At 66.4% G+C, this 12,344-nt stretch carries 11 protein-coding genes; 6 read left to right on the forward strand and 5 right to left on the reverse strand.

Annotation, left to right across the window (positions count from 1 at the left end; translation table 11 throughout):
• Window positions 1-332 precede the first annotated feature (332 nt).
• The gene (locus K2O50_RS15535) at window positions 333-704 is read right to left on the reverse strand and encodes a GFA family protein (protein WP_050705904.1); all 372 of its coding nucleotides are present in this window, start codon (window positions 702-704) and stop codon (window positions 333-335) included.
• Window positions 705-869: 165 nt separating this feature from the next.
• On the opposite strand from K2O50_RS15535, the gene K2O50_RS15540 reads away from it, so the two are divergent.
• The 6 genes from K2O50_RS15540 (at window position 870) to K2O50_RS15565 (ending at window position 6,209) form a co-directional block, all read left to right on the forward strand.
• Entirely contained in the window at window positions 870-1,025 is a 156-nt protein-coding gene (locus K2O50_RS15540; protein ID WP_155952705.1) for a hypothetical protein, read from the forward strand.
• Window positions 1,026-1,083: 58 nt separating this feature from the next.
• Window positions 1,084-1,563 (forward strand): hypothetical protein, encoded by a 480-nt coding sequence (locus K2O50_RS15545; protein ID WP_050705905.1) that lies wholly within the window; start codon window positions 1,084-1,086, stop codon window positions 1,561-1,563.
• A gap of 230 nt (window positions 1,564-1,793) precedes the next feature.
• On the forward strand, window positions 1,794-3,296 hold the full coding sequence (locus tag K2O50_RS15550; protein ID WP_082337760.1) for a sensor domain-containing diguanylate cyclase: 1,503 nt from the start codon (window positions 1,794-1,796) through the stop codon (window positions 3,294-3,296).
• A gap of 210 nt (window positions 3,297-3,506) precedes the next feature.
• Window positions 3,507-4,286 carry a DNA/RNA non-specific endonuclease gene (locus tag K2O50_RS15555; protein ID WP_050705906.1) on the forward strand — a complete coding sequence of 260 codons (780 nt, stop codon included), beginning with the start codon at window positions 3,507-3,509 and terminating at the stop codon, window positions 4,284-4,286.
• Between the two features lie 233 nt (window positions 4,287-4,519).
• Entirely contained in the window at window positions 4,520-4,726 is a 207-nt protein-coding gene (locus K2O50_RS15560) for a hypothetical protein (protein WP_050705907.1), read from the forward strand.
• Window positions 4,727-4,874: 148 nt separating this feature from the next.
• The gene (locus K2O50_RS15565; protein WP_050705908.1) at window positions 4,875-6,209 is read left to right on the forward strand and encodes an MFS transporter; all 1,335 of its coding nucleotides are present in this window, start codon (window positions 4,875-4,877) and stop codon (window positions 6,207-6,209) included.
• 128 nt (window positions 6,210-6,337) lie between these two features.
• On the opposite strand, the gene katG is transcribed toward K2O50_RS15565, so the two are convergent.
• The 4 genes from katG to K2O50_RS15585 form a co-directional block, all read right to left on the reverse strand.
• Complete coding sequence (katG, locus tag K2O50_RS15570) at window positions 6,338-8,584, reverse strand: catalase/peroxidase HPI (protein WP_050705909.1); 2,247 nt, start codon at window positions 8,582-8,584, stop codon at window positions 6,338-6,340.
• 316 nt (window positions 8,585-8,900) lie between these two features.
• Complete coding sequence (locus K2O50_RS15575) at window positions 8,901-10,313, reverse strand: DOPA decarboxylase (protein WP_050705910.1); 1,413 nt, start codon at window positions 10,311-10,313, stop codon at window positions 8,901-8,903.
• 184 nt (window positions 10,314-10,497) lie between these two features.
• A complete protein-coding gene (locus tag K2O50_RS15580) occupies window positions 10,498-11,442 on the reverse strand; it encodes a LysR family transcriptional regulator (RefSeq protein WP_050705911.1) in 945 nt (314 codons plus the stop codon).
• A gap of 86 nt (window positions 11,443-11,528) precedes the next feature.
• Window positions 11,529-12,239, reverse strand: a complete 711-nt coding sequence (locus tag K2O50_RS15585) for a YebC/PmpR family DNA-binding transcriptional regulator (protein ID WP_028688730.1) — start codon at window positions 12,237-12,239, stop codon at window positions 11,529-11,531.
• Window positions 12,240-12,344 lie beyond the last annotated feature (105 nt).

Here is a 12,344-nt window from a genome sequence, read left to right on the forward strand (position 1 = left end):
CGCCCCTTGCAGCGCCTATTAGATCGAGCGCCGCCCGCGCGGCGCATCGCGGGACAAGCCCGCTCCCACATCTGTTTCGGGCCAATTTCTCCTGTGCCATTACCTGGTCCGCCCTGTTGGTACGACGCGGTTTCAGCGTGGGCATCACTGCCGCCCCGCACGACTTGAGGCATGCGCCAAGGCGGACAGTGATAACCTCACAGGACAGACTGGCCCAAAACAGATGTGGGAGCGGGCTTGTCCCGCGATGCGCCGCGCGGGCGGCGCTCGATCTCACAGGCGCTGCAAGGCCTTCGCCGAACACCTGTCAGCCTCCCCCCAATCCCCAACCATCACCCCACCTTCCACCAACGCGGCCGACAAGCCCGAAACGAATGCGAGCTCGGCCGCAGGGCCTGGTCACCCTTGGCATCGAAGCAGCCCAGCAGCAAGGCCACCGTCGGCGCATCGTCAATGGCCCCGAGGGAACTGCCGCAGGTGGCACAGAACGCACGGCAGGAGCCCTCGGACGAGCGATACAGCGCAGGCAAGCCACCCTCCCCGGTCCAGGCGACCGCCGCCTTGTCGAACTCCACCCAGCACAGGGTCAGGCTGCCGGAATGTCGCTGGCACTGCCCGCACGAGCAGGTATGCGGAAAACGCGGCTCGCCGCTGGCGGCGAAACGGATACGGCCGCACAGGCAGCCACCTTTGTAGAGGGTCATGGGGTTACCTTCCTTGGCTGCCGGGATTGCCGCACAATAGCCAACCTGGCGCCCAACGGCGGCGCAAAAGTGTTACGCCGTGTGGCACCGACCTGCACTGCCTGCGCCACCTGCTACAGTGCGCCCCGCGGCCCTTCCGGCCCCTGCAATGATGGAAACCTGCTGATGGAAAGAATGATCCAGTTCGTGGCCGTGGTGGTGGTCTGCACCCTCATCGGCGTCGCCTGCGAACACTACGAAGTGAACCGCTACCTGAAATGGCTGCTGATGGCCCTGCCGGCGATCCTATGGGTGCGCCTGCGCAATCCACTGCAACGCTGATTCCTCCGCCACGGGTTTGCAGTACACTTCCAGGCCTTACCGTGCCCAAGGCCCCGCCATGCCCCGCCTGCCTCGTCTACTGCTCCCCGTGTTGCTGCTCGGCGCCCTCGCCGCCTGCGACCAGAAACCCAGCCGCGAGGAAAAGATCCTCGCCAACCTGCCCCTGCAGGAAGCCTACGACCACAACATCGAGCGCATGGCAGGGCTCTTGGCCATGACCCATGCGCAGGTGCCCGAGGACAAGATCAAGGACGTGCTGCGCAAGCACCTGACCGTCGACGACCAGCGCCAGGACCTGTTCAGGTTGTATAGCGAGGAGCACTTCAGCGATGCCGAGTTCGACCTCATCACTCAGGCCACCCGCGATCCGGCCAAGGCCAGGGAACTGGGCCAGAGTCAGGAAGGCAAGCGCCTGAGCGAGAAGCTCACCACGCTGATGCGCGAAAGCGCCAGTGACGCCAAGGTCCAGGCACTGGTGCAGGAGCGCATGCAACAGGTCGAGGATGACCTGCGGGCGCTGGAGCAGACTGCGCCCTGAGCCTGGATAACAAGGGCGGATAATTCCGCGAGCTCCGTGGGAAACCGGAGCCCCCTTTGTGCTCCAACCCTGCAATTGCGCTCAAGCATGGTCCACCTTGCGCCAAGCGCGTAAGGTGCGTTTTCCGCTGTATCCGACGAGGCCAAGGTTTGCGATATTTCACCCCGCACGGACCGCGCCCCGACCTGCGCACCCTCATACTCGCCCTTTGCGCCACCACGGCCCTGGTCATGCTGCTGGCCAGCTACTTCGCCAGTTACCGGGTACAACGGCAACTGCTGATAGACAGCGCCCTGGAAGCCAACCGGGCCTATGCCGCCAAGCTGGCCGCCGTGACCGAAACCACCCTGGGCAACGCCCTGCAGCAACTGGCCTACAGCGCCAGGCAATCTGGCCTGCACCCGGACGACGACAGCCTGGTGCAAGCTGAGATCGACCGCTTGCAGCAGCAGGGCAACCTGTTCAACTCCACCTTGCGGATCGACGCCAAGGGGACCTTGCGCGCACTCTCGCCCGCCCCGCTGCAGCACCTGGCCGGGACCCAGGCGTCCTCACCCGGCGCCCTGGAAGCACTGCGCACACGCCACACGCTGATCTCCACGCCTTTCCTGTCGGCGGCCGACAACCTGCTGGTGGTGCTCTCGCAACCGATCTTCGACGCCAACGGCAACTACCACGGCTACATCGGCGGCAGCCTCTACCTGCGCGAGCGCAACCTACTCAACAGCCTGCTGGGCACGCACTTCTACCAGAACGGCTCTTACCTCTATGTGGTCGATCGCAACCGCCGACTGCTGTTTCACCCAGACAGCAAACGCGTCGGCACCCTGGTCGGCGACAACGCACTGCTGGACGACCTGCCGAACCTCGACCATGGCACCCGGCGCCTGGTCAACAGCCAGGGCGTCGAGATGCTCGCCGGTTTCGCCACGGTGCCGAGCGCCGGCTGGACCATCGTCGCCCAGCAACCATTGCGCCAGACCGTAGCTCCGCTGCGCCAGCTGGTCCTCAATGTGGTGGCGATTTCCGCGCCGTTGGCCCTGCTCGGCTGCCTGCTGTTGTACTGGCTGACACAGGTCATCGCCCACCCGCTGCGACAGCTGACCAGCGTCGCCCGGGGCATGGGCCAGCAGCAGACCAGCGAACGTATCCACCAGGTCCGCGCCTGGTATGCCGAGGCCGCCGAGCTCAAGCGCGCACTGCTGTTCGGCGTCAACCTGCTGCAGGAACGTATCGGCCGACTCAATCGTGATGCCCAGACCGACCCGCTGACCGGGCTGGTCAATCGTCGTGGCCTGCAACAGGCACTGCGCCTGCTGCAGGCCGAAAAGCGCGGTTTTGCCGTGGTGATGCTGGACATTGACCACTTCAAGCGGATCAACGACAGCCACGGCCACGATATCGGCGACCAGGTCCTGCAACAGTTGGCAGGCCTGATGCGTGGGACCTGTCGCGAGGGTGACCTGCTATGCCGCACCGGCGGCGAAGAGTTCCTGATGATGCTACCGGGAGCGAGCCTGGAGGTGGCAACCGCCATCGCCGGTCACCTGCGCCTGAGCGTCGAGCACGCACCTGTCGCGCCTGTTGGCGGCGTCACCATCTCACTGGGCGTAGCCAGCTGGAGCCCCGGCGACGGCAGCGAGCCCAGCGACGCACTGAGCAATGCCGACAGGGCGTTGTATCGGGCCAAACAGAAGGGGCGCAACCGCGTCTGCATCGACAGCCCGGCCTGACAGCCAGATGGCGTTGGCCGTTCGCACCGCACCCTCCCGAAACAATAAACGACTCGTGGGAGCGGGCTTGCCCCGCGATAAGATCGTGAGCGGCACTCCCAGCGCCATCGCATGGCAAGCCCAAGCGCCACACAGGCCCGTTCCCACAAGGCAAGCCTGCCCTCGCAGAGTGCTGTAAGATCCCGCGCTTTTGCTCAAGGAAGACGCGCCATGCGCCGTTTGCTGTTCCTGCTGCTGGCCCTCAGCCTGACCTCCTGCGCCCCGCGCCTGCCCTCGCCGCCAGCGCCCGAACCCGCCACCACGCCGCTCACCCTGCTCGACCACGGCCGCTTCCAGCTCTGGTACGACTGCCTGCGCGGCGAGCCGCATCGTTTCCAGTTCACCCTCGGCCAAGACCAGGGGCACCTGCAGCGCATCGACAACTTCCGTGTCGACCACGGCCTGCCTGAAGGCTGCAAGGGCCAGCGCTCGGCCAAGGCCTATTCGATCCCCAAGGGCTACCATCGCGGCCACCTGGCGGCCAACAATCATTTCGACGACGACCGCGCGGCGATGGATGCCTCCAACCTGATGAGCAACATCGTCCCGCAACTGGCTTCGCACAACAGCCGCACGTGGTACCAGACCGAGCTGCTCACCGAGTGCTACCGCGACCTGCACCCGGTGACGGTGATCGGTGGCGTGGTGTTCGGTCATGCCGGCGCTGCGCTGGATAACGACGCCTTCGTCACGTCCCACGGCATCGCCACGCCCGAGGTGTTCTGGAAGGTCCTGCTGACCGAGAATGACCAGGGCCAGCCCCAGGTCATCGCCTGGTGGATCCCGCACCAGGCCGGGCTGGGCACCGACCTCGACCCGTACCTGCGCAGCGTTGGTGAAATCGAGGCGTTGCTCGGTCCTGACGAACTGCCGATCGATGTTCCCGAGTCACTCAAGGACCTGCGCGCATCGCACACCTGGCCGCTACCTGCACGTTGCGATCGGGAATGACCGCAACCTGTTCCTTGAAGATCATCGCCCCGGTCTCGTTCATCCAGCGGGCCTAGTGTCCTGTCTCGGAAATACGTTCTCTTTTGGCGGCGTCTTGGGCGCCCGGCCGGCGTTGCCAAAAGAGAACGTATTTCCGAGACAGGACACTAGCGTTTTTCCAACCCGGTACACGAAGGTACCGAAGCTCTCGACCAAGGACGTTCCCGTGTCACAGAACCACCGCCTGCAAGGCCATGCGCAGCTCCCCCGCCTTGCAAAGCCGGCTGCCCCCGCTGACGGTGACCTCCGACTTCAAACAGCTGGCGCAACTGGTCGAGCGCCAATGCTGGCAGACCACCTATCCACCCGTGCCCGAAGGCTTGTTCGAGAATGACCAGGTCGAGGTGATCGCCCCCCTGGTACTGATGCCTCACGTGCCGAGATCGTTTGTGCGGCCATGAGGTCGAGGGGGCGGTGCTAACGGATAACCGGAGGTCGCCCCCGACAAAGCCTCCTCGCCCTGCCGCTTGTCTACTGGCCGCAGAACAACGACGGCGCGCCCCGAGCGCGCCGCATCCGCCCAGGCTGCCAGAGCAACGGAGAGCATCCATGTCCATCCCCCATGAGGTCCCGCCCGCCACCTTGCGGCGGGTGATCGCCGCCTCGGCCATCGGCAACTTCGTCGAATGGTTCGACTTCGCCGTCTACGGTTTTCTCGCCACCCTGATCGCCAGCCAGTTCTTCGCCAGCGAAGACGCAGGCGTGGCCCTGCTCAAGACCTTCGCCGTGTTCGCCGTGGCCTTCGCCCTGCGCCCGCTGGGTGGCATCGTGTTCGGCGCACTGGGCGACCGACTCGGACGCAAGCGCATCCTGTCGCTGACCATCCTGCTGATGGCCGGTTCCACCACCCTGATCGGCCTGCTGCCGACCTACGCCAGCATCGGCGTGCTGGCCCCGGTGCTGCTCACCCTCGCCCGCTGCCTGCAGGGGTTTTCCGCGGGCGGCGAATATGCCGGCGCCTGCGCCTACCTGATGGAGCACGCGCCACGGGGCCGGCGGGCTTTCTACGGCAGCTTCGTGCCGGTCTCGACATTCAGCGCCTTCGCCTGCGCGGCGGTCATCGCCTACGGCCTGGAGGCCAGCCTCACGCCCGAGGCGATGAATGCCTGGGGCTGGCGCGTGCCGTTCCTGGTGGCCGCGCCCCTGGGCCTGGTGGGCCTGTACCTGCGCTGGCGCATGGAGGAGACCCCGGCGTTTCGCCAGGCGCTGGCCGAAGGCAAGGCCCACGCGCACTCACCGCTGGGCGACACCCTGCGGCACCACGGCCGCACCATCCGCAACCTCGGCGCGTTCATCTCGCTGACGGCGCTGTCGTTCTACATGTTCACCACCTACTTCGCCACCTACCTGCAGACGGTCGGCCACCTCAGCCGCGCCCAGGCGCTGCTGGTCTCGACCGTGGCCCTGCTGTTCGCCGCCGCCGGCTGCCCGCTGGCGGGTGCCTTCAGCGACCGCGTCGGCCGGCGCCGGACCATCGGCTTCACCTGCCTGTGGGTGATGCTCGCGGTGTTCCCCGCCTACTGGCTGGCCAGTTCCGGTTCGCTGTCGGGAGCCTTGCTGGGGGTGATCCTGCTGGCCATCGGCGCACTGATGAGCGGCGTGGTCACCGCCGCGCTGCTGTCGGAATGTTTCCCCACCCGCAGCCGCTACACCGCCTCGGCGATCACCTACAACGTCGCCTACACCCTGTTCGGCGGCACCGCGCCGCTGGTGGCGACCTGGCTGATCGAACAGAGCGGCAGCCGCCTGGCGCCGGCGTTCTACCTGGTGGTTATTGCGTTGCTGGCGTTGGTGGGCGGGTTGGCCTTGCCGGAGACCTCGCAGGCTTCATTGCATGAGGGCACTCCAGGCAACGATCAGCCTGGGGTGTCGCAGGACCTGTAGCGGATTGTCCTGCGGCTTCTCGTGGGAGCGGGCTTGCCCCGCGATGATGGCCTGAACGATTGATGGCCTCATCGCGGGGCAAGCCCGCTCCCACGAACATCTCCCACGAACATCTCCCACGCCTTTCCTCAGGTCAGGTCGAACCTGTCCAGTTCCATGACCTTCACCCACGCCGCCACGAAGTCCTTGACGAACTTGTCCTTGGCATCGCTGCTGCCATACACCTCGCTCAGGGCACGCAGCTGCGCATGGGAGCCGAACACCAGGTCGACCCGGCTGGCGGTCCATTTCGGCTGGCCGGTCTTGCGGTCACGGCCTTCGAACGCCTCGTTGTCCGCCGAGGTCGGCTTCCACTCCACGCCCATGTCCAGCAGGTTGCGGAAGAAGTCGTTGCTGAGCACGCCGACCTTGTCGGTGAACACGCCGTCCTTGCTGCCGCCATGGTTGGCGCCGAGCACCCGCAGGCCGCCGATCAGCACAGTCAGCTCCGGTGCGGTGAGGGTCAGCAACTGGGCCTTGTCCAGCAGCAGCTTCTCGGCCTTGACGCTGTAGCGGGCCTTGCTGAAGTTACGGAAACCGTCGGTCAGCGGCTCGAGCACGGCGAATGACTCGACATCGGTCTGCTCCTGCGAGGCATCCACGCGCCCCGGATGGAACGGCACGCTGATGTTGTGCCCGGCATCCTTGGCCGCCTTCTCCACCGCCGCGCTGCCGGCCAGCACGATCAGGTCGGCCAGGGAGATCTTGTTACCGCCCTCGCTGCGAATCTTCTCCAGTGCCGTCAGCACCTTGTCCAGGCCCTGGTTCGCCGTCCAGCCGTTCTGCGGAGCCAGGCGCAACCGCGCGCCGTTGGCGCCACCGCGCTTGTCGGAACCGCGGAAGGTCGAGGCCGAGGCCCAGGCGGCGGAAACCAGTTCCGAAACACTCAGCCCCGAAGCCAGCACCTTGGCCTTGAGCGCGGTGATATCGGCATCGCTCGGCTGAGGGCCGGCCTTGGGCAGCGGGTCCTGCCACAGCAGTTCCTCGTTGGGCATTTCCGGCCCGAGGTAGCGGGCCAGCGGGCCCATGTCACGGTGGATCAGCTTGTACCAGGCGCGGGCGAAAGCGTCGGCGAGCTGGTCGGGGTTGTCCTTGAAGCGCCGGGCGATGGGTTCGTAGATGGGGTCGAAACGCAGCGCCAGGTCGGAGGTGAGCATCGATGGCGCGTGCTTCTTGCCGGGGTCATGGGCATCGGGCACGGTCCCTGCTCCCTTGCCATCCTTCGGCCGCCACTGGTGGGCACCGGCCGGGCTCTTGGTCAGCTCCCACTCGAAGTTGAACAGGTTGTTGAGGTACTCATTGCTCCACTTCGTCGGGGTCGAGGTCCAGATCACTTCCAGGCCGCTGGTGATGGTGTCGCCGCCCTTGCCGGTACCGAATTTGTTGTGCCAGCCAAAGCCCTGCTGCTCCAGGCCCGCCGCTTCCGGCTCGGCGCCGACATTGTCGGCGGGGCCGGCACCGTGGGTCTTGCCGAAGGCGTGGCCACCGGCGATCAGCGCCACGGTCTCTTCATCGTTCATGGCCATGCGGCCGAAGGTCTCGCGGATGTCCTTGCCCGAGGCGACCGGATCGGGGTTGCCCTCCGGGCCTTCCGGGTTCACATAGATCAGGCCCATCTGCACGGCGGCCAGCGGGTTCTCCAGGTTGCGCTCGGCCGACAGGTCGCGGTTCTGTTCTTCGCCATGCTTGGCGGGCTCGGCCACCAGGTCACCCTGGCCGGGTGGCTGGGCCTTGGCCTGGTCCTTGCCGTAGCGGGTGTCACCGCCGAGCCAGACCTTCTCCGCCCCCCAGTACACGTCTTCGTCCGGCTCCCACACATCGGCGCGGCCACCGGAGAAGCCGAAGGTCTTGAAGCCCATGGATTCGAGGGCGACGTTGCCGGTGAGCACGATCAGGTCGGCCCAGGAGATCTTGTTGCCGTACTTCTGCTTGATCGGCCACAGCAGGCGCCGGGCCTTGTCCAGGCTGACGTTGTCCGGCCAGCTGTTGAGCGGGGCGAAGCGCTGCTGGCCGGAGCCTGCGCCGCCACGGCCGTCGCCGATACGGTAGGTGCCGGCGCTGTGCCAGGCCATGCGAATGAACAACGGGCCATAGTGGCCGAAGTCGGCCGGCCACCAGTCCTGGGAGTCGGTCATCAAGGCGGTCAGGTCTTTTTTCAGGGCCTGGAAGTCGAGGCTCTTGAACGCCTTGGCGTAGTCGAAGTCCGGGTCCATTGGGTCGGACTTGCTGGAGTGCTGGTGGAGGATCTTCAGGTTGAGCTGGTCAGGCCACCAGTCACGGTTGCTGGTGCCGCCACCGGCGGTCTGATGGAACGGGCATTTCGATTCGTTCGCCATCTGCTTCTACCTTTTGGGTCGGTTCAATTCAGATTTCCGGGCGTTCTTGTATTTTCGCTGCCAGGTGTTGGAACAGACGCGCCCGAAAGCGCGCCACTCCTCATCAGTTGTGACCGGGCACGCCTGTGCACCGGCTTTTTGCGGAACCAGCAGAAAGACTAGTCGAGCCTGGGCAGAGGTCTAATAGAGGCGCTATTGGGGGGTAATAGCCTCGCTCTGTCAGCCTTGCTGAACGTATCGCGGGGCAAGCCCGCCCCCACAAACACGTGGGAGCGGGCATGCCCCGCGACAGGGTCCAGCGCTTGCGTTTGCCGCGTTACTCGGCCACCACCGCCTGCAACCGGGTCCACAGTCGCTCGACATGTTCGCGCTCGGTCGGCAGCGCCCCCACCGACACCCGCACCATCCAGCGCCCGTCGAGGGTCGCCGGGGTCACGTAGGCATCGCCCGAGGCGTTGAGGCGCTCGGCCCAGGCGCGGGTGTGGGCATCCAGCGCCTCGCCTTCGAGGCCCGCCTGGCGATGACGGATGCACAGGGTCTGCAACTGCACCGGCGCCAGTACTTCCCACTGTGGTGCCGACTCGATTTGGGCGGCCAGCCAGCGGGCGTTTTCCAGGTCGCGGCGCAGGCGTTGCTGCAGGGCTTCGACCCCTTCGCTGCGCAGCATGAACCACAGTTTCAGCGCCCGGAACCGGCGGCCCAGGGGGATGCCCCAGTCGCGCAGGTTCTTCACCTCGCCATCGACCGCAGACTGCAGGTAGCTGGGGTTGGTGCTCATCACCCGGATCAGGTGCTGCGGATCGCGCACGTAGTAGATCGAGCAGTCGAAGGCCACGCCCAGCCATTTGTGGGCGTTGACCACCACCGAGTCGGCCAGCTCGATGCCGTCCCACATCCAGCGGCATTCCGGGAGGATCATCGCCGAGCCGGCCATGGCCGAGTCCACGTGCAGCCACAGCTGGTTGGCCTGGGCGATCTCGCCGATCGGGCGCAGCGGGTCCAGCGCGGTGGTGGTGGTGGTGCCGGTGGTGGCGACCACGGCGCAGGGCTGGTTGCCGGCGGCCAGGTCCTGTTCGATGGCTTCGCGCAGTGCCTCAGGACGCATGGCGTAGCGCGCGTCGGTGGGGATCAGGCGGATGTTGTCGCGGCCGAAACCGGCCAGCAGCGCGGCCTTGTCCACCGAGCTGTGGGCGTGGGCGCTGACATAGACGATCAACGGTTTGGCCTGGGCCTGCAGGCCGCCGTGCACCTGGGCGTGGTCAGTGGCGCGCTCGCGGGCGCTGATCAGCGCAACCAGGGTGCTGGTCGAGGCGGTGTCCTGGATCACCCCGCTCCACTGCCCGCTCAGGCCCAGCAGCTGACGCAGCCAGTCGAGGGTGGTTTCCTCCAGCTCGCTCAGGGCCGGGCTGGACTGCCAGGACAGGCCGAGCACGCCCAGGCCGGTGCTGAGGAAGTCGCCGAGCACCGATGACAGGGTGCCGTTGGAGGGGAAGTAGCCGTAGAAGTCCGGGTGCTGCCAGTGGGACAGGCCCGGCATCACCAGCTTGTCGACGTCGGCGAGGATGGCTTCGAACGGCTCGCCCTGCTGCGGCGCGCCCTGAGGCAAGGCGGCCTTGAGGTAGCCCGGCTGGACCTGGGCCATGACCGGACGCTCGCCGACGGTCTGGCGGTAGTCGGCGATCAGGTCGATCAGTTGGTGACCGTACTGGCGAAACTCTTCTGGGGTCATGCGCGTTCTCCTGAGAGGTGTCCGCTGCCTGTTCCGGCCCTTTCGCGGGGCAAGCCCGCTCCTACAGGGACCGCGCAATCCTGTGGGAGCGGGCTTGCCCCGCGAAAGGGCCGGCACAGGCAACACAATGCCCGCAGTCTAGGCGCCTGCCGGCCTGCGAATAACCCCGCTTCGCGCATAGCTGCTATGGCGAAGGCGCATGCCCACCCTGCACGCCGAACTGCGACTGGCGCCACACCTCGAACACCCGGTTGCGCAACCAGCGGTGCTCGGCCGAGGCCTGCAGGCGCTGGTGCCACACCACCCAGTAGCGCTGGGTGTGGTCGATGAAGCCCATCGGCCGCCAACTGAGGCCGTGCAGCCGGGCCAGTTGCCGGGCGATGTGCTCGGGCACCGTGGCCAGGGCCTGGCCATTACCAAGCACCTGGACCATGGCGCTGAAGAACGGCACCTCCAGGCTGATGCGCCGCTGCAGCCCCTGGGCGCGCAGATGACGGTCGATGAAGCTGTCCTTGTCACCGCCCCCTGACACCCGCACATGCTTGAAAGCCAGGTAGTCGTCCTGGCTCAACTCGGCGCGGGCGCTCAGCGGATGATCATGGCGCATCAGGCACACCGCCCGGTCCTCGCCCAGCAACCGGCCATGCAGGTTGGGCGGCGACTCGTCGAACAGCGTGGTGGCCAGGTCGATCTCGCCGCTGGCGAGCAAGGCGTACTGCCCGGCCTGCCAGGTGCGGTACTCCAGCGACACCCCCGGCGCCTCCTGCTCCAGCACCTTCACCAACTGCGGCAGCATGTGTTCGGCCACGTAGTCGGAGGCGGCCAGGCAAAAGCGCCGCTCGCAGCGCGCCGGGTCGAACGCCGCGGGCTGGCGCAGGGCGTTGAGTTCCTCCAGCACCTGGCGCAACGGTTCGACCAGCGCCTCGGCGTGCTCGCTGAGCACATAGCCACGGCCCTGGCGCACCAGCAGCGGGTCGTCGAAGGCCTCGCGCAGGCTGGCCAGCTGGCGGCTCAGGGCCGATTGGCTACAGCCCAGGCGCTCGGCGGCGTGGCTGAGGTTCTTCAACTGCAGGAGGCAGTCGAGGGTGCGCAGGTGGGCGAGGCTGAGGGAGGCGAAGGTGGGGTGCATGGCACGGGTCCGGAAATGATCGCGGGGCAAGCCCGCTCCCACAGATGCTCTGGGAGTTGGCTTGCCCCGCGAGGATGACGCGCGGATCAGTCGGTCAGGCCGACATAGACGTTCTGCACGTCTTCGTTCTCGTCGATCGCTTCGAGGAAGGCCTCGACCTCGGCCAGCGCTTCGGCGCTCAGGCCGGCGGCGCTCACCGGGTTCTTCGGGGTGTAGCCGATCTTGGCCGAGGTGACGGTGAAGCCATGCTCCGGCAGGGCCTTCTGCACGGCGTCCAGGTCGGTGGTGTCGGTGATGAACAGGGTCGATCCCTCTTCCTCGCCGTCCTCGAAGTCCTGGGCACCGGCTTCGATGGCCGCCATTTCCGGGTCGGCGTCGCCTTCCGGGGTGGCCTCGATCAGGCCGACATGGTTGAAGTCCCAGGCCACCGAACCGCTGGCACCCAGCTGGCCCTTGCGGAACAGCACGCGGATCTGGGCCACGGTGCGGTTGATGTTGTCGGTCAGACACTCGACGATCAGCGGCACCTGGTGCGGGGCGAAGCCTTCGTAGCTGACGGCATGGTACTGCACGGCCTCGCCGTCCAGGCCCGCGCCTTTCTTGATCGCGCGCTCCAGGGTCTCACGGGTCATCGAGGCTTTCTTGGCCTGGACGATGGCCAGGCGCAGGCGCGGGTTCATGTCCGGGTCGGCGCCCGACTTGGCAGCGATCTGGATCTCCTTGGCCAGCTTGCCCATGATCTTGCCTTTGGCATTGGCCGCTGTTTCTCTATGTTTGGCTTTCCACTGTGCGCCCATAACGACTCTCTTTGTTTCCGCGGCCGGTTCAGGAAGCGACCGGCCTTAAAGTGGGGAGAGTTTATACGCCCTGCGCACCGGGTTCGACAAGAAATCGCGTCGGCT

The sequence above is a fragment of the Pseudomonas sp. 2hn genome (assembly GCF_019646095.1).
GTDB classification, from domain to species: domain Bacteria; phylum Pseudomonadota; class Gammaproteobacteria; order Pseudomonadales; family Pseudomonadaceae; genus Aquipseudomonas; species Aquipseudomonas peradeniyensis.